The sequence below is a fragment of the Stenotrophomonas sp. Iso1 genome, from assembly GCF_027497995.1.
Taxonomy (GTDB): Bacteria; Pseudomonadota; Gammaproteobacteria; order Xanthomonadales; family Xanthomonadaceae; genus Stenotrophomonas.
In genome coordinates this window covers 1,242,163-1,260,467 of record NZ_JAODBT010000001.1, presented here as the reverse complement: position 1 = coordinate 1,260,467, position 18,305 = coordinate 1,242,163, and the positions used below count along the sequence as shown (strand labels likewise).

General features: G+C 62.3%; 13 protein-coding genes and 3 tRNA genes. 9 read left to right on the top strand and 7 right to left on the bottom strand.

The window, feature by feature from the left end:
- Position 1 precedes the first annotated feature (1 nt).
- The 3 genes from PAN08_RS05415 to PAN08_RS05405 form a co-directional block, all read right to left on the bottom strand.
- On the bottom strand, positions 2-670 hold the full coding sequence (locus PAN08_RS05415) for a GGDEF domain-containing protein (RefSeq protein WP_269790460.1): 669 nt from the start codon (positions 668-670) through the stop codon (positions 2-4).
- A 235-nt stretch (positions 671-905) separates the two neighbouring features.
- Entirely contained in the window at positions 906-2,321 is a 1,416-nt protein-coding gene (locus PAN08_RS05410) for an ATP-binding protein (RefSeq protein ID WP_269790459.1), read from the bottom strand.
- Positions 2,318-3,028, bottom strand: a complete 711-nt coding sequence (locus PAN08_RS05405) for a response regulator (protein WP_269791176.1) — start codon at positions 3,026-3,028, stop codon at positions 2,318-2,320. Before PAN08_RS05405 ends, PAN08_RS05410 begins: the two co-directional genes overlap by 4 nt.
- 219 nt (positions 3,029-3,247) lie before the next feature.
- On the opposite strand from PAN08_RS05405, the gene PAN08_RS05400 reads away from it, so the two are divergent.
- The 3 genes from PAN08_RS05400 to PAN08_RS05390 are packed head-to-tail and all read left to right on the top strand — an operon-like array spanning position 3,248 to position 7,994.
- Positions 3,248-4,597 (top strand): efflux RND transporter periplasmic adaptor subunit, encoded by a 1,350-nt coding sequence (locus tag PAN08_RS05400; protein WP_269791175.1) that lies wholly within the window; start codon positions 3,248-3,250, stop codon positions 4,595-4,597.
- Positions 4,594-6,546, top strand: a complete 1,953-nt coding sequence (locus tag PAN08_RS05395; RefSeq protein WP_269790458.1) for a MacB family efflux pump subunit — start codon at positions 4,594-4,596, stop codon at positions 6,544-6,546. The genes PAN08_RS05400 and PAN08_RS05395 overlap by 4 nt, the downstream gene beginning before the upstream one ends.
- 8 nt (positions 6,547-6,554) lie before the next feature.
- On the top strand, positions 6,555-7,994 hold the full coding sequence (locus PAN08_RS05390) for a TolC family protein (RefSeq protein WP_269790457.1): 1,440 nt from the start codon (positions 6,555-6,557) through the stop codon (positions 7,992-7,994).
- A gap of 262 nt (positions 7,995-8,256) precedes the next feature.
- Here the strand turns inward: PAN08_RS05390 and PAN08_RS05385 are convergent, their stop codons facing one another.
- From PAN08_RS05385 to rnr, 3 genes are all read right to left on the bottom strand, one after another.
- On the bottom strand, positions 8,257-9,447 hold the full coding sequence (locus PAN08_RS05385) for a P1 family peptidase (RefSeq protein ID WP_269790456.1): 1,191 nt from the start codon (positions 9,445-9,447) through the stop codon (positions 8,257-8,259).
- A 10-nt stretch (positions 9,448-9,457) separates the two neighbouring features.
- Positions 9,458-10,201, bottom strand: a complete 744-nt coding sequence (rlmB, locus tag PAN08_RS05380) for a 23S rRNA (guanosine(2251)-2'-O)-methyltransferase RlmB (RefSeq protein ID WP_057632277.1) — start codon at positions 10,199-10,201, stop codon at positions 9,458-9,460.
- A gap of 208 nt (positions 10,202-10,409) precedes the next feature.
- Positions 10,410-12,872 carry a ribonuclease R gene (gene rnr, locus PAN08_RS05375; RefSeq protein WP_269790455.1) on the bottom strand — a complete coding sequence of 821 codons (2,463 nt, stop codon included), beginning with the start codon at positions 12,870-12,872 and terminating at the stop codon, positions 10,410-10,412.
- A 115-nt stretch (positions 12,873-12,987) separates the two neighbouring features.
- On the opposite strand from rnr, the gene PAN08_RS05370 reads away from it, so the two are divergent.
- From PAN08_RS05370 to PAN08_RS05355, 4 genes are all read left to right on the top strand, one after another.
- Positions 12,988-13,074, top strand: a tRNA-Leu gene (locus PAN08_RS05370).
- Between the two features lie 381 nt (positions 13,075-13,455).
- Complete coding sequence (locus tag PAN08_RS05365; protein ID WP_269790454.1) at positions 13,456-15,198, top strand: amidohydrolase; 1,743 nt, start codon at positions 13,456-13,458, stop codon at positions 15,196-15,198.
- Positions 15,199-15,267: 69 nt separating this feature from the next.
- On the top strand, positions 15,268-15,831 hold the full coding sequence (locus PAN08_RS05360; protein WP_269790453.1) for a hypothetical protein: 564 nt from the start codon (positions 15,268-15,270) through the stop codon (positions 15,829-15,831).
- Between the two features lie 205 nt (positions 15,832-16,036).
- Positions 16,037-16,123 (top strand) — tRNA-Leu (locus tag PAN08_RS05355).
- A gap of 169 nt (positions 16,124-16,292) precedes the next feature.
- On the opposite strand, the gene PAN08_RS05350 is transcribed toward PAN08_RS05355, so the two are convergent.
- Complete coding sequence (locus PAN08_RS05350) at positions 16,293-17,045, bottom strand: sulfite exporter TauE/SafE family protein (RefSeq protein ID WP_269790452.1); 753 nt, start codon at positions 17,043-17,045, stop codon at positions 16,293-16,295.
- 91 nt (positions 17,046-17,136) lie between these two features.
- Between PAN08_RS05350 and PAN08_RS05345 the strand changes: the two genes are divergently transcribed.
- The gene (locus PAN08_RS05345; protein ID WP_269790451.1) at positions 17,137-18,030 is read left to right on the top strand and encodes a LysR family transcriptional regulator; all 894 of its coding nucleotides are present in this window, start codon (positions 17,137-17,139) and stop codon (positions 18,028-18,030) included.
- An 83-nt stretch (positions 18,031-18,113) separates the two neighbouring features.
- Positions 18,114-18,200, top strand: a tRNA-Leu gene (locus tag PAN08_RS05340).
- Positions 18,201-18,305 lie beyond the last annotated feature (105 nt).

Here is an 18,305-nt window from a genome sequence, read left to right as displayed (position 1 = left end):
CTCACGCCACGCAGGTACGGGCACGCCCTTCCTGCTTGGCCTGCGCCAGCGCCCGCTTGGCGCGCTGATACAGCACCGGCGCCTGGTCGCCGCCCAACTGTACCGCCCCAGCACTGAAGGTGACCGCGATGTCACCTTCACTGCGACCACCCCATTCGCCGTACTGGCCAAACAAACGCTGGAGACGCTGACAGACACGCTCGGCTTCGGTCAGCGGGGTGCTGGTAAACAGCACTGCGAATTCCTTCTTGCCCAGGCGCGCGGCCATGTCCGATGCCCGCAGGCTGCGCCGCAGCAATTCGGCCACTTCGCACAACACCAGATCACCCACTGCTTGCGACCACGTGTCGTTGATCTGTTCCAGTTGATCAATGCTCATCACCACCAGACTCAGCTGCCGTCCCTCGCGCCGCGCCGATGCCATTTCGCGCACCAGCGCTTCATCGAATGCACGGCGATTGGGCAAGCCACTGAGCTCGTCTTCATGCGCCAACTCTGCAAAGGCGTCGGCCTGTTCGCGTAGGCGTTGCTCCAGTGCAGCTTTTTCCTGCTCGATCGCTTGCAGCTGCAGCGCGCTGTATCCCGCCTGCTGTACCTGCCGCTGCAATGTGCGCAGCCGAAGGCGCTGCCGCTGCAGTTGATAACCGCAGACCGCCAAGAAAATCAGCATCGCTCCGCACAGCGTGCCGAGCATCCCAGGAGCACGCATCAACGCGGGGAAAGCCGCATGCGAGGCTATTGCCGGAGCGGAAAACAGGCTACATAAAGCGCCTATCCACGCCTTCGTCAAACCCATTCCGTCAGTCACAGCCAAGCCGGTTCGCGATACCGGAATCGCACTCGTTGCCATCGTTCAGCGCCCCCTGAAGTGCGCCGATACTAGCAAAGGTTTTTCCCTGTGCGTTTCAGGCAGGCCGATCGCGGTGCCCGGCTGCCCATTGCGGGTTATCCCAGCGCACCACCGCCTCCAGTCCACCATCCGGGTGGTTGCGCAGCACCAGCGTGGCGCCGTCCTTTTCTGCCAGCGCGCGGGCGATGGTCAGGCCCAGGCCGGCACCGCCGGTTTCGCGCGAACGTGATGTCTCCAGCCGCAGGAACGGGGTGAACACCGCTTCCAGTTCGTCGCTGGCCAAGCCAGGCCCAGCATCACGCACAACCACCTCAACTGCATCGCCCTGTTGAACCGCCTGTACCTGGGCACTGCGGCCGTACTTCACCGCATTGTCGACCAGGTTGGAGAACAAGCGACGCATCGCCAACGGCCGCAGCATCATCACCGCCCCACAGCCTTGTTCCAGCACCGCGTCGTGGCCGGACTCCGCCGCGTCCTCGACCACGCTTTCCAGCAGCGAATCCAGATCCAACGCCGCCCGTTGCTCGGCGCTCTCCGCACTACGGGCAAGCTCCAGCCCTTCGCGGATCAGCGCTTGCATCGCCGCCAGGTCGCCGATCAAACGCTCGCGCAGCTGCTCGTCTGCCACGTTTTCCAAGCGCAACCGCAGCCGCGTGAGCGGCGTCTGCAGGTCATGGGTGATGGCCGCAAGCATCTGCGTGCGTTCACCCAAGTGCCGCTGCAAGCGCTGCTGCATGGCGTTGAACGCCTGCGCTGCCCTTTGCACTTCCAATGGGCCGGTCACTGGCAGCGGCTCGCGCTGCAGATCCTGGCCCAGCTGGGTTGCGTGGGTGGCCAGCCGCTGCAACGGCGAACTCGCGATGCGTGCCACCACATAGGCCAGCACACCGATTGCCAGCACCAACAGCGACAGAAACCACGGGTCGAACGCCGAGGCCGTGCGCCGCATCATTGCCGGGTATTCCAGCGCCAGACGCAATGGCGTGCCGTCGCTCAGATTCAACTCCACCAGCCGACAACGCGGCGGCGTGAAAGAGGGATCGCGTTCACGCACATGGCGCGTACGCGGGCCTCTCTCTCGCGGCGGCAGGAACTCTGGCAAGGGTGGTAGGCAAGCGCGAAAACTGCTCGCGCGTACCCGTGCATTGGCCACCGCGCCATCGCGCGCAGCCAACACTTCCATCAAGGCCTCGTCGGTGTCGCCGACGCGAAATTCGCCCTTGACCTCACGCACGCTGGGGCCGCCCACCGCGAGCAGACGCGTACGCAGTTCCGGATTACCGTCGATCAGGTTGACGAAGCCCTGCAAACGGTCGGCGATACGCGCAAGGTTCTGACGTTCGAATTCCTGCTGCCTGCGTGACTCGGCCAATACCGTTGCACCTACCGCAGCCACCATCATGCCAACCAGAAGGATGACGAACAGCCGCCCTGCCATCGACGACAGGAACTGGCGCAACCGTTTCATTCCAGTGTCACCGCACTTGCGAATACATAGCCTTCATTGCGCACGGTTTTGATTGGGCTATCGCTGCTGCCGGCATCGCTGAGTTTCTGTCGCAGCCGACTCACTTGCAGATCAATCGCGCGATCCTGCACTTCGTAACTGCGGCCGCTGCTCAGCGCCACCAACTGCTCGCGCGACAACACTTTGTTCGCATGTGCAACGAACACGCGCAGCAGCCGGAACTCGGCACCGGAGAGCATCACCACGCGTCCGGCCGGATCAACCAAGTGACGGTGCTCCAGATCGAATACCCAATTGGAGAACGCCGCACGACGCATCGCCAGCGGCTCCAGATTGGCCGGCAAGGCCTCAGTCCGCCGCAGCACGTTGCGGATGCGCGCCAGCAGTTCGCGTGGCTCGAACGGCTTGGCGAGGTAGTCATCGGCACCCATTTCCAGACCGAGCACGCGGTCGATGGGTTCGCTGCGTGCGGTGAGCATGATCACCGGCGTGCTGGAATGCGCGCGGATTTCGCGGCACAGCAACAGCCCATCCTCGCGCGGCAGGTTGAGGTCGAGCACGATCAGGTCGATGTGCTCGCGCGCCAACACCTGCCGCATCTGGCTGCCGTCACCGGCGGTGCTCACGGCATAGCCGGCCCGCCCTAGCTGTTCGGCCAGCAGGCTGCGGATGTCGCTGTCGTCGTCTACCACCAACAGGCGATGCATGGTGTGTGCTTCCGTCATGGTGCAATGATCCATGCTAGCGGATGAACATGTGTGATCGCGCATGTATCGCTGTGTATCGCGCCTCACGCGTGATACATGGCGATACACCTCGTCGATGGCCGGACACAAAGCGACACACGCCGAGCGTTGAGCCGCCCTCCACGGCTGTCCACACTGGCATCGACGCCGCGGCCTGCGGCCCGCCATGAGTGCCTGACCATCGTGAAGCTGCTGCCCTCCTCCCGCCGCAACCGCATCCTGCTTGCCACCGCCATTGTCGTGTTGATCGCGGGAGGTACTGCCTGGGCCATGCGCACGCCCGCAGCACCTTCAATGGCCACCTCGCCGGTCACCCGTGGGGACCTGGAACAAACCGTTGATGCCACCGGCGTGATCGATGCCTACAAGCTTGTCAGCGTAGGTGCGCAGGCATCGGGCCAGATCAAGCTACTCACGGTGCAGCTGGGCGATGTGGTCAAACAGGGCGACCTGATTGCTGAGATCGATTCGGTCACCCAGGAGAACAGCCTCAAGAACGCGCAGGCCGCCCTCGAAAACATCCGCGCCCAACGTGCGGTACAGACCGCCTCGTTGAAAGAGTCGGAGCTGGCCTTCGCCCGTCAAAAGGAAATGCTGGCCGCCGAAGCCACCTCACGCTCGGAGTACGAATCGGCCGAAGCCAACCTGGCCAGCACCCGCGCACAGATCCGCGCCCTCGAGGCTCAGATCCGCCAGCGTGAAACCGAACTTGGCACCGCCCAGGCCAACCTCGGCTACACCCGCATCACCGCACCCATTGATGGCACGGTGGTGGCGGTAGTGGCCGAAGAAGGCCGCACCGTCAACGCAAATCAATCCGCACCGACCATCGTCAAGCTCGCACGGCTGGATCTGGTCACGGTAAATGCAGAAATCTCCGAAGCCGACGTGGTCAAGATCAAACCCGGTATGCCGGTGTACTTCACCATCCTTGGCAACCCCGACCACCGGTACGAAGCCAAGCTGCGCACGGTCAACCCGGCGCCGGCTTCGATCAGCACTGACACCGCCAGTTCCAGCAGTTCGTCTTCGTCCAGCTCCAGTTCGGCGGTGTATTACAACGCGCTGTTCGATGTCGAAAACCCGGACGGCACGCTGCGCATCGATATGACCGCGCAGGTTTCAGTAATGCTGGCCCAAGCCAAGAATGCACTGCTGATTCCCACCGTCGCACTCGGCCCGAAGGTGCCTGAAGGCGGTGGCCACCGCACAGGCGCAGGCAGCGCCAATGGCGAACCGCGCGCCACACGCAGCAGACCGGAAGGGCAGCGCCCACAGCGCCGTCAGCCCGATGCCGCCGCCTTGGCAAAGAGCAACAGCTACATGGTGCGTGTAGTCGGCAAGGAGGGACAACCGGAGCCGCGTCGCATCAAAGTCGGCTTGAACAACGGCTCCAACGTTGAGGTGCTGGAAGGTCTGAGCGAAGGCGAACAGGTCGTCGTCGGTGAGGCCAGTGCGGCCGACAAGGCCAATGCGCGCGGCAATCAGCGCAGTCCGATGGCACCGATGATGGGTGGGCCACGCCGATGAGCCAACCGTTGCTGCAACTACGCGAACTACGTCGCGAGTTCCCGGCCGGCGAAGACACCATTGCCGTACTGAAGGACATCAATCTCGATATCCATGCCGGTGAAATGGTGGCCATCGTCGGCCAGTCCGGCTCGGGCAAGTCGACGTTGATGAACATCCTGGGCTGTCTGGATCGCCCGACGGTCGGCTCTTACAAAGTGGCCGGTCGCCAAACCGGTCGCATGGAACCCGACGAACTGGCCGAACTGCGCCGCGAACATTTCGGCTTCATTTTCCAGCGGTATCACCTGCTTGGTGATCTGGATGCGCGCGGCAATGTGGAAGTGCCGGCCATCTATGCCGGCACGCCTTTGGAAGCGCGCCGTACTCGCGCTGAAGCACTGTTGGCGCGGCTGGGTTTGTCGGATCGCATGGGCCACACGCCCGGCCAGTTGTCCGGTGGTCAGCAACAACGCGTATCCATCGCGCGGGCGCTGATGAACGGCGGTGAGGTGATCCTCGCCGACGAACCCACCGGTGCGCTGGACAGTGCTTCCGGCGAGGACGTCATGAAGATCCTTGGCGAACTGCATGGCGAAGGCCACACCATCATCATCGTCACCCACGACATGCATGTGGCCGAACACGCGCAACGCATCATCGAAATTCATGATGGCGAGATAATCGCGGATCGTCGCAATGACAAAGTCCCGCCATTGACCCAGCAGGATCGCCCCGCCCCACCGAAGATCGGCGGCAGTGCATTCCAGGCAGCGCGTGACCGCTTCTTTGAAGCCTTCCGGATGGCGTTGCTCGCCATGAACGCGCACCGCCTGCGCACCTTCCTGACCATGCTGGGCATCATCATCGGCATTGCCTCGGTGGTGTCGGTGGTAGCGATGGGCAACGGTTCGCAACAGGAGATCCTGAAGAATATTTCCTCGCTCGGCACCAACACCATCGATGTGTATCCGGGCCGGGGCTTTGGCGACATGCGCTCAGGCCGCGTGCAGACGCTCAAGGGCAGCGATGCCGATGCGCTTTCCACGCAAAGCTACATCGATAGCGCCACGCCCAGTGTGTCCAGCTCGGTCACTGCACGTGTGGGCAATAAGGCGGCATCCGCACAAGTCAGCGGCATCGGTGAGCAGTACTTCCGGGTCAAGGGCATGACCTTGGTGTCGGGCCGTTACTTTGACGAAAGCGAAGTGAAAGGTTTGGCACAAGTGGTGGTGATCGACGAAAACACCCGCACCCAGTTGTTCGGCAGCGACGATCCGCTCGGCCAGGTGGTGCTGCTGGGCAACGTGCCGGCGCGGGTTATCGGCATCGCCAAGCGCCAGTCGATGGGCTTCGGTGGCAGCACCAACCTGAGCGTGTGGGCGCCGTACACCACGGTGATGTCGCGCATGCTCGGGCAGAGCTACATCAACGGCATCACCGTGCGGGTCAAGGACGACACGCCGATGGACGCGGCGCAATCGGCCATCACCAAGCTGCTGACGCTGCGCCACGGCACCGAGGATTTCTTTCTCAGCAACACCGCCGAAATCCGCGAGACCATCGAGTCCACCACCAAGACCATGACCTTGCTGATCGGCGCGATTGCTGCCATCGCACTGGTGGTCGGCGGTATCGGCGTGATGAACATCATGCTGGTGTCGGTCACCGAACGTACCCGAGAGATCGGCGTGCGTATGGCGGTGGGGGCGCGGCAAAGTGATATCCGCCAGCAGTTCCTGATTGAAGCGGTGCTGGTGTGTCTGCTCGGCGGCATCCTCGGCATCGTGCTGGCACTGTCCATCGGCTGGGCGTTCAAGACCTTCGGCGCCAGCTTCACCTTGTTGTTCTCCACCGGCTCGATTATTGCCGCCTTCGCCTGCTCGACCTTGATCGGCGTGGCGTTTGGCTTCCTGCCGGCCCGCAATGCCGCCCAGCTCGACCCCGTGGAGGCGTTGGCCCGCGAATGAAGAAGACCATGATCCATTCCGCAAAAAAGACGTATCGCCCGCTGCTGCTTTCCGCCGCAGTTGCCGCGTTGCTGGCCGGCTGCGCCACGACACCCAGCGCCGATCCCGCCGCAGATATTCGGGTTGCCGCGCAGTACGGCCGTGGCGACGCGCTCGCCAATACGCCCGCGCAATCGATTGATCGCAACGTCACCGCACCAGCGACAGACACACGCGCCGATGCGTGGTGGCAGGGCTTCGCCGATCCGCGCCTGAATCGACTAATCGAACGCGTGCTCGACAGCAACACCGACATGGCCTCGGCCGGCTTGAAGCTGGAACGTGCGCGCGTGCAGGCCGGTCTGGCCAGTACCGATCTTTGGCCGCAGGCCGCAGGTTCGGTGAGCGCCAATGGCAGCCGCCGCATCGACAGCGGCGACGACTGGTCGCGCGGCAACAGCGCCAGTGTGTCGCTGGGTTGGGAGCTGGACCTGTGGGGCAAGCTGCGTGGTCAGCGCGACATCGCCGGTTGGGAAGCGCAGGCCACCGCACAGGACCTGCAGAGCACGGTACTCAGTCTGATCGGCCAGAGCTGCGAGCTGTATTGGCAGCTGGGCTACCTCAACCAATCCATCGCCACCGGCCAGGCCAATCTGGATCGCCTCGAACGTACCGCCTCATTGGTGCATACCCAGTTCGATGCCGGTGCGGTGTCGCGGCTGGAAGTACGTCAGGCCCGCCAGAACATCGAAAGCCAGCGCGCGACACAGGCGCAGTTGGAACAACAGCGCGTGGAGACCCGCAACGCGCTGACCGTACTGCTGGATGGCCAGCCATGGCCGCAAGCGGATGAACCGCAGAATCTCGACGTCGCCCATAGCCCGGTGATCACCGAAGGCCTGCCCGCCGAACTGTTGGCACGCCGCCCGGATCTGCGTGCCGCCGAACTGCGCCTGCGCCAGTCTCTGGCCAGCATCAAGGTCACCGCTACCAGCTATTACCCGAGCCTGAGTTTGAGTGGTTCAGTGGGCAGCTCCAGTTCTTCCCTGGGCGATGTACTGACCAATCCGGTGGCAACGCTGGGCGCCGGATTAAGCCTGCCGTTTCTGAAGTTCAGGCAGATGCAGTTGGATATCGATTCGGCGGATCTGTCGTATCAAATCGCCGCCAATGATTTCCGCAAGACGCTGTACACCGCACTGTCGGAAGTGGACAACGCATTGTCGGCACGCACGCGATTGACCGAGCAGGTTGCGGCGGCGCAGGCCTCGTATGACGAGGCGGTGGAGATCGCACGCCTGTACGAAGTGCGTTACCGCGCCGGTGCCACTGACCTGCGCACATGGCTGGAAGCAGAGCAGACGCGCCGCAACGCGGAGTTGTCGCTGGCACAGGTCAAACGCAGCCAGCTGGTCAACGATGTGACGCTGTACAAGGCGTTGGGCGGTGGGGCGGTAACAGCGCAGTAGCCCCACAAAGCCCAAGCGATGCAAAGCCCCTCCCCCGCTCGCGGGGCGAAGAGGATTGCTTGCAAACCGTCAGTTCGCGATCCGTTGAGTGCCCTTGCGCCAGCGCATGGGCCGGGACGCGGATTGGCTGTTGGCGTAAGGGCGGCTCTTAAAGAAAGCAGAGCGGAAGGTCACTCTTCCGGTGCTTTGCATCCCCTTATCCCGCAAGCGGAAGAAGGGAGTGCCTCCCGCATTCCTGCAGCCTGCCAGACCCCCGCTACGTTTACGGTTTCGGCGATGCTATTCCATGTGCACGTAGGATCTCTCGCACCCGATCCAACGGAATCGCTTCCACCGTCTGGCCATTTCCGCTTGTCGTGGTTGCCATGAACAAAGCGTTGTAAACCGACTCTTCCACCGTATCCACGCCGGCCTGAAACACCGCGCTCATCGCTTCATTGGCCAACTCGGTGGTCTGCAGTTGCTGCGCATCGAAGGCGCGACGCACCGACTCGGCGGTAGAAAACGCCAGCACGTAATCGCCACTGCCGTTGGACGCGGAACTGCCGGTGCGGCCCAATCCCATCATCCCGCGCGATGCCAGACGCCGCAGGTTGCGATCCGACAGCGGCGCATCCGTGGCGATGACGATGATCACCGAGCCATCGCCGCGATCATCCGCCAACCCACGCGCGTTCTCCTGCTGGGCAACCGCGTTCTGGAACGCGTAGCGATCCAGTTCACGACCGACCGGCGCGCCCTCTACCTGCAGCACACCGCCGAAATTGGCCTGCACCAACACGCCCACCGTCCAGCCACCAAGGCTGTCAGGCAGCTTGCGCGACGAGGTGCCGATACCCCCCTTCCAACCAAATGCGACCGTGCCCGTACCAGCGCCCACGCTGCCTTCCTGCACCGGCCCGCTCTGCGCGGTTTCCAGTGCGCGACGTACGGCATCGGCGGTGATTGGCCGCGCACGGATGTCATTCAAACCGCCGTCGTTGGTCTCGCCGACCACGACATTCAGCGAACGCACCTGCTGCATATCGGGTTTGGCCAGCATCCACTCAGCCATGGCATCGGCTGCCTTCCACACGCATAGCGTGCAGGTCAGCAAGATCGGGGTTTCCAACTCGCCCAGTTCGTTGACCTGGGTGCTGCCGACGAACTTGCCGAAACCATTGCCCACATGCACCGCTGCTGGCACACGGGAGCGATAAACATTGCCGGCATGCGGCAGGATCGCGGTGATGCCGGTGCGCACCGTGTCGCCCTCCGCCAGGGTTACCTGGCCCACACGCACGCCCGCGACGTCAGTGATGGCGTTGTACTTGCCAGGAGCGAAGATGCCCGGCGCGACGCCCAGATCACGCGCATGGGCACGGGGGGCTTCCTTTGCGACGGCCGCAAAGGCGCATAGCCCCAGTAACGCCGCAGTCAGTGGAAGAAACAGACGGTGCGGCGCGTGGAGCATGCAGATTCCTTTACAGACGTTGGCGGACGGCTTCGAACAGGGCCACGCCGGTGGCGACGGAAACATTCAGGCTTTCGATATCACCCGGCATCGGGATGCGCACCAACTGGTCGCAGGTTTCGCGGGTGAGGCGGCGCATGCCATCGGCTTCACCGCCCATCACCAGCGCCACGTTGCCGCGCAGGTCGAGCTTGTGGATGGTCGTGTCCGATTCACCGGCCAACCCGTAGACCCACACGCCCAGCTTCTGCATGTCCTTGATGCAACGGACCAGGTTGGTCACCGACACCACGGGAATGCTGTCAGCGGCGCCGGCGCTGACCTTGCGCACGGTGGCATTGACCGGCGCGCTCTTGTCCTTGGGGATCACCACGGCGGTAACGCCAGCGGCAGCGGCACTGCGCAGGCAGGCGCCCAGATTGTGCGGATCCTGCACTTCGTCCAGCACCAGCACCAAGGCTTTGCCTTCGGCGGCTTCGATCAGGCCCTGCAGTTCGTTCTCGTCCCACAGTTTGGGCGCGGCATACCGCGCAACCACACCCTGATGGCGGACCTGCCCGGCCACGCCGCCCAGCGCCTGCGCATTGACCTTGCGCACATCGATGCCCTTGCGCAGGGCTTCTTCTTCAATTTCGACCAGACGCGGGTTTTTGGCACCGGCCTCGATCAGGACTTCACGAACGTTCTCCGGGTCCTTCTCAATCGAAGAAGCCACGGCATTGACGCCGACGATCCACTGGTTCTGCTTGCTCATTGGCGTCACATGGGGGGAAATTTGGGGGGCAATGGTACTACTGAGGAACGCGCGAAGAGGAGTGAGGGGCAAGTAAGCGCAAGGGCAACCGCTCGGTTTCCCGCGCCGGTCGCCCCCTGACGAAGCTGAAGGAGAAACGCAGCAGGCCATTGCTGCTGCCGTTTCTCACTCCTTTTCACTCACCTCGGCCACTCATCACACCGGGCCTTCAGTACTTCTTTTTGACGCGCTTGGCCGGCTTGCCGCGCTCGGGCAGTGGTGCCGCGTCACTGGCCTCGCCGTCCTTCTGGACCAAGCGGAAGTCGATCTTGCGCTCTTCCATGCTGGCCTTGAGCACCAAAACGCGCACCCGGTCGCCGAGACGGAACTCACTGCCACGGCGGTCGCCGCTGAGCGTTTTGCGAATCGGATCAAACTGGTAATAGTCGTGCGGCAGCTGGGTGACGTGGACCAGACCGTTGACCTTGGACTCGTCCAGTTCCACAAACAGGCCGAAGCTGGTCACACCACTGATCACGCCATCGAACTGGCCGCCAACGTGTTTTTCCATCCAGGCCGCGCGGAAACGCTCGTCAACTTCGCGCTCGGCCTCATCGGCACGGCGCGCACGCTCGGAGCATTGCAACGACAGCGCCGCAACCTCGCGCGGGGTGTAGATGTATTTCTCGCTCGGCCCGCCGGTCAGCGCGTACTTGATGGCACGGTGCACCAACAAGTCTGGATAACGACGGATCGGCGAGGTGAAGTGCGCGTACGCCTCCAGCGCCAGACCGAAGTGGCCGTTGTTGTCCGGCGAATACACCGCCAGCGACTGGCTGCGCAGCAACACCGATTCCAGCAGGGCCGAATCCGGACGCTCACGCACCTTCTTCAGCAGCTTGGTGTAATCGCCCGGCTGCACCTTGTTCCATGCCGGCAGGCTCAGCTTGAATTCCTTGAGGAACTCCAGCAGGTCGGCGAACTTGGACTCCGGCGGCCGCTCGTGCACGCGGAATGGCGCCGGGATATGCATGGACAGCAGATAACGCGCGGCTTCAACGTTAGCCGCGATCATGCATTCTTCGATCAGCTTGTGCGCGTCGTTGCGCACCATCATGCCGGCTTGGGTGACTTCGCCCCGGTTGTCGAGCACGAAACGCACTTCCGAGGTTTCAAACTCGATGGCGCCACGGCGGTCGCGTGCCTTGGCCAGAATGCGGTACAGCTGGTGCAGGCTCTGGATCTGCGGCAGCAACGGGCCGATGAACGCCTTGGCGTCTGCATCGTCCTCGCCCACCGCATTCCATACCTGCGTGTAGGTCAGGCGCGCGTGCGAGTTCATCACCGCTTCGTAGAACTTAGAACCGCTGACCTGCCCATCGCGGCCCACCTGCATGTCGCAGACGAAGCACATGCGGTCTTCCTTCGGCCGCAGCGAGCAGATGCCGTTGGACAGCGTCTCCGGCAGCATCGGCACTACGAAACCGGGGAAGTACACCGACGTCGCGCGCTTCTGCGCTTCATCATCCAGCGGCGTACCGGGACGCACATAGTTGGACACGTCGGCAATGGCGACCACCAGGCGGAAGCCATCGTGGTTGGCTTCGCAATACACCGCGTCGTCGAAGTCCTTGGCGTCCTCGCCATCGATGGTCACCAGCGGCATCGAACGCAGGTCCACGCGCTTGCCGATCATCGACGGCTTCACCGTCATCGGGATGGCGGTGGCTTCGTCCAGCACTTCCGGCGGGAACTCATACGGCAGCTCGTGGCCGTGAATCGCGGTTTCCACCACCAGCGACGGGGTCAGCTTGTCGCCCAACACGGCGATGATCTTGCCGATCGGAGGGCGTCGCGAATCCGGCGCGTGGGTCAGCTCGCACACCACCAGTTGGCCATCCTTCGCACCGCCGGTAGCTTCACCGGGGATCTGGATGTTGCGCTGGATGCGCTTGTCATCGGGCACCACATAATTGATGCCGAATTCCACGCTGAAATGGCCGATCAGCCGGTTGACGCCCCGCTCCAGCACGCGCGCGATGCTGCCTTCGCGGCGGCCTCGGCGGTCAATGCCGGTGACGTTGGCCAACGCACGGTCACCGTGCATCACCTTGCGCATTTCATACGGCGACAGGAACAGGTCATCGCCGCCTTCGTCCGGGCGCAGGAAACCAAAACCTTCCGGATTGGCAATCACCACGCCGGGGATGAGGCTCAATGCCAGCACCGGCGCGAAACCACCACGGCGGTTCTGCACCAGCTGACCATCGCGCACCATTGCACCCAGGCGCTTGGACAGGGCATCGGCGCGGTCGGGCTCGGTCAGGCCAAGTTGACGGCCAATTTCCTCAAGGTTCTGCGGGCCCTCGCAGCGCTCCAGCAGTTGCAGGATGGCTTCACGGCTGGCAATGGGCTGCGCGTAGCGTTCTGCTTCGCGGGAGGCATAGGGGTCTTCAACCGCTACCGCCGGCCCTGCTGCGGGCTTGCGACGGCCACGCACGAAGCTCTGCGGTGCAGAAGAAGCGGTGTCTTTGGGTTTGCCGCGGCCGGGTTTAGCGGGAGCCGACAGGCTCTCCGGCATCCACGGCGGCAGTTTTGCGGATTTGCGGGCTTTGCCCGGGGCCTGGTCCGGCTTGGCGCCGGCGGCGGACTTGCGGGCCTTTCCGGCCCCATTGGTCTTTTTGTTGTTCATCGACCGCCATGGTACCTGCTGAACCGTGTACGCAGTGCGCATGCCAGCACGCCGCGTCAATGTGAAAAACCGTTGACAAACGCCAGCGCGCTAGCCAAACTCGCCGGCCTGAAGTGCCCAGGTGGCGGAATTGGTAGACGCACTAGCTTCAGGTGCTAGCGGGGGCAACTCCGTGGAGGTTCGAGTCCTCTTCTGGGCACCAATTTAAAAGAAACCCCTGAGAAATCAGGGGTTTCTTGTTTTTCGGCCCCCGTAACGGCCTCTGCCGGCGCCCTTCTGTGAAATAGGCGCGCTGCGTACTTGAGACCCGCCCGCCACCCAGCCCGGTGATGCACTTCCGATCTGCCTTTGCGCGATAGCGCTTTGCATGTTCAGGCAGTAATCTCGCCACGGGCACGTTCGCATGGGGATCAAGCGAGTGTCCGCAGGACGAAGTTCATCGCAGCGCAATCGGCTATTCGCAGCGGAAGAATCTGAGCGTCTGTAACAACAGATTTCCGATGGCGGATTGGTCTCGGGGTTCGTATACGCCGACTGAGACAGGGTTGTAGCTGACCGCATTCAATCCAGCATGGAGATAACCATGAAACATCTCGCCGTCGGATTATGTTTCGTCGCCTTGGCTTTAACCGGTTGCTCCGCGGGACATGATGACGCGGCACGTGCACCCGCAAGCGATTCAGCCGGCCAGATCGTTGCCGATTCCATCTACTACGGTGGCGACATTGTCACCGTCAACGACGCTCAACCCACGGTGGAAGCGCTCGCAATCAAGGACGGAAAGATAGTAGCCCTCGGCAGCTTGAGTGACATCACAACGAGCAGCAAAGGTGCCAGCACCAAAATGGTCGATCTGAAAGGAAAGACCTTGCTGCCGGGCTTCATAGATCCTCATAGCCACTTCATCAACGGCATGGCAATGGAGGATCAGGCAAACGTTACCGCGCCCCCCGTAGGCCCCGCCAGCACCGCTGCGGAGATCGTTACCGAGCTGCAGCGCTTTGCGAAAGCAAAGTCCAAAAAGCCCGGCGACATCATTCTGGGTTATGGGTACGACGACAACATGCTGCCCGGCGACCATCCACTGACTCGCGACGATCTCGACCCTGCTTTTCCTGACAACCCGGTGATTGTCCTGCACGTATCGACGCATGGCGCGGTTCTCAACTCTGCTGCGCTGAAGAAGTTCGGCATATCGGCGGAGACCAAGACACCTGCGGGCGGCGTTATCGCGCGCAAACCCGGCACCCAGGAACCTACCGGCCTTCTGATGGAAACCGCTTGGATTCCTTTGCACGAACAACTCCCGGCGTCCTCTCAGGAACAAGAGCCGGGCCAGATTAAATACGCCCAGGACTTGTATGCCGCCGCTGGCGTGACCACCGCGCAAGATGGTGCCTCCATGGCTCCTCAAGTCGAGGTGCTCAAGCGTGCTGCCGAACGTGGCGAGCTCTTTATCGACGTGATCTCCTACCCGTTCATCGGCGATCTCGAAAAGGTCCTGCAGGTTCACCCAGCAAATACATTTGGCAGCTACAGCAATCACCTCAAGCTGGGCGGATGCAAGATTCTCGCCGACGGGTCGCCCCAAGGAAAAACTGCGTTCTTCACCACGCCATATCTGACCGGCGGACCGGGCGGCGAAAAGGACTGGAGAGGTGAGCCCACCTTCCCGCAGGACGTGCTCAATGGCATGTTCAAGACCTGCTATGACAATGGCTTGCAGGTGATCGCTCACGCAAACGGTGACGCGGGTATCGATGCGGTGCTGGAGGGCCACGAATTCGGAATCGCGGGCGCTGCCGAGAAGGACCGTCGCACGGTGATAATTCACTCGCAATTCGTCCGCAAGGATCAACTCCAGAAATATCTGGACTACAAAATGATCCCTTCGTTTTACACCGAGCACACGTTCTTCTTCGGCGAAGCCCACGTCAAGAACAGAGGGATGCAACAAGCGTCCTTCATCAGCCCGATGAATACCGCCATTACGATGGGCCTCAAGCCGACAAACCACACTGACTTCAGCGTGGTTCCGATCAACCAGATGATGGTCGTGTGGACTGCCGTGAATCGGAAGCTCCGCAGCGGGGAAGTGCTGGGGCCGGAAGAAAGAATCAGCCCACTTGATGCGATCAAGGCCATCACTATCAACGCGGCATACGAGTATTTCGAGGAAGCCAGCAAGGGTTCCCTTGAGCCTGGCAAACGAGCTGATCTGGTTATCCTGGACAACAATCCGATGAAAGTGGATCCAGACGCAATCAAGGACATCAAGGTTGTTGAAACGATCAAGGATGGCAAGACCATTTACACCGCACTCTAAACACAATGGGGGCACGCGATCACCACCTGATCGCGTGCCCGGATACTTGCCACCCTATGGAGGCATCCCATGAGGAAACAGTATTTAGTTGCTGCATCAATCGCGCTCGCTGGGTTTCCTGCCATGTGTCTTGCCAGCGAAGGCCACGGCCCGGGCTATGATTTCATCGAAGCTGGCTGGTCTTGGCTGCATGCTGGGCACAATGGCGACGGCTTCGCGGCGAACATATCGTTTTCGGTTTCAGACCATGTGTTTTTGTACGGCGCCGGCAGCTTCATCGATCTGGAGCATGGGGCAGGTGACGCGAATTCCCTGCGAGGTGGCCTCGGCTTCCACACTCCCCTGAACGACAGCTGGGATTTCTTGATCCGAGGTGCTGCCCAACACATTGACGAAGGCCACACGTCATACGGCATGCAAGCCGAAGCCGGAGTCAAAGGGAAATTCACACCTCAGCTGGAAGCGTGGTTGATGGCCGGCCAGTCCAGCTGGCAAGACGAACATTTTCATGACCAGACGTTTTTACGTGCAGGACTTCTGTACGAGTTCAACCACCATTGGGGCGTGACTGCTGATGTAGTCAGCGGCAAGCACGAGACCGAATACTTCGTCGGGGCAAGCTACCTGTTCTGAGTCGAGGCGCCATTTTCGCCAAGGCTTTCAGGGTGGGGATCGATGGATTCTTTCGACCTCCCGAGGGGCGGACTGGGCCAAGCGACGGGTCCTTGGTCGCCGGTAAGGGGAGGCTCGGCGAGGCTGCACTCCAGCCCTTGCAACCGGATCCGTACGAAAGTGTTGACGCACCAAGGATCGCCATGCATAATCCCGCTCCTGAGTCGCCCAGATGGCGGAATTGGTAGACGCACTAGCTTCAGGTGCTAGCGGGGGCAACTTCGTGGAGGTTCGAGTCCTCTTCTGGGCACCATGACTCAAGAATGAAACAACCCGCGAAAGCGGGTTTTTTCATGCCTGCGATTTGAGCATTGCCATTGCAGCATCGTAGGCGAGGATGAAATCCCAGCACCCTCGACGCGCCGCCAACCGCTGGGATTTCATCCCGGCCTACGTGTGCAGATAACACCCCTCGGTCAGTCTCACGGCGACATAAGCGGCTGCAGCAACAACTGCAGCCCCAGCAGCAACAAGAACATCAGCAGGCATTGGCGGAAGCGGCGCGGGCTGATCCGCGCGCGGATCTTCTGCCCCAGCCACATGCCGGCAAGTGCGGGGAGCACCGACAGCGCCGACCAACCCAACGTGCTCAGAGCGAACGCGCCCTGCATCCATAAACCCATGGCCAACGCGAACGTGGAAACGGTGAACGACAAGCCGAATGCCTGCACCAGCACATCGCGCTCCATATCCAGCGACTGCAGCCACGGTACGACCGGTATCACCGACACGCCGGTGGCGCCGGTAACGATGCCGGTCACCACGCCAACCGCTGGCGAAAATCGCTTTTCCACCCAGACCGGCACCTGCAATGCCGGCGCCAGCAAGCCGTGCAGCACGTAGGCCACCAACACGCCGCCGAGTGCGAAGCCCGACCAGCGCGCATCCACTTTCGTCAGCAATGCCGCTCCCGCCAGGGTGCTGACCATGATCGCCAACATCATCGGCCACAGCCGTTGCACCACCGTGTGCAGATGCGGCCCATGCAACAGCTGCCAGATATTGGTCACCAGCGACGGGATCACCAGCAACGCCGCCGCGACGCTGGGCGACATCAATGTACCCAGCAGTGCCATGGCGACGGTGGGCAGGCCCATTCCGGTCACGCCTTTCACCGTTCCGGCAAGGGTGAAGGTGGCGACCAGCAGTAGCGTCAAAACAAGGGAATCAGACATGCCCGCATTGGAGCGGCGCCCGGACCTGGCCACAATGCGGATGTTCCGCGCTACCCTTCGGCGCATCCGAAGGCTGGACAGGAGAATGCCCGTGCGAATGGATCTTGCCGACCTGCGTCTGTTCCTGTGTGTGGTGGACGCCGGCAGCATCACCGCAGGCGCTGCGCGCGCCAATCTAGCCCTGGCCTCGGCCAGCGAACGGCTGCGCGCCATCGAAACCGATGCCGGCGTGGAACTGCTGCTACGTCACCCGCGCGGCGTGACGCCGACCGAGGCTGGCGATGCCCTCGCCCACCACGCGCGATTGATCCTGCAACAGCGTTCGCGCCTGCGTGATGAGCTGCAGGATTTCGCCCAAGGCGCGCGCGGCACGCTGCACCTGTATGCCAATACCGCCGCGCTGACCGACTTCCTGCCTCCGCCACTTGCCCCGTGGCTGGCCGAGCGGCCAAAGCTGCGGGTGGATTTGAAGGAACGCACCAGCATCGAGATCGTCCGCGCGGTGAGCGCCGGTCTGGCCGAAGCCGGCATCGTCAGCGATGCGGTGGCGGCCGACGGTCTGCACCTGCAACCGGTGGCGAAGGATCACCTGGTGCTGATCGTCCCGCCGAAACACCGCCTGGCGCGCCACACATCCGTTGTATTTGCCGACGTACTCGGCGAAGCCTTCATTGCTCTGGCCGACGGCAACGCCCTGCAGGAGCACATCAACCTGCAGGCACAGGATGCGGGCCGGGCATTGGCCGCGCGCGTCCACATGAAAACCTTTGAGGGCGTGTGCGCGATGGTGGGTCACGGCGTCGGGATTGCGGTGGTGCCGCAGGCGCAAGCGCGGCGCTTCCGGCGCACGCATGGCTACCAGGTGGTGGCGTTGCGCGACGACTGGGCGCGGCGCCATCTCTGCCTGTGTTTTGCACAATGGAAAACCCTGTCCTCGGCGATGCGCAGCCTGCTGCTGCATCTGGGCGCGGTGGCGCCGCATTGAAGCGGCTGCCCGTACCAACGCATTTGTCGCTGAAAACCTGTTGACACATTCCGCGTTCTCACACAGAATTCGCCCCCTGAGTCGCCCAGATGGCGGAATTGGTAGACGCACTAGCTTCAGGTGCTAGCGGGGGCAACTTCGTGGAGGTTCGAGTCCTCTTCTGGGCACCATGACTCAAGAATAAAAAAACCCGCGAAAGCGGGTTTTTTCATGTCTGCGATTTGGAGATTGGCGACGCAATACGTGCACTTCGGTAGTGCCGAGCCGCGCTCGGC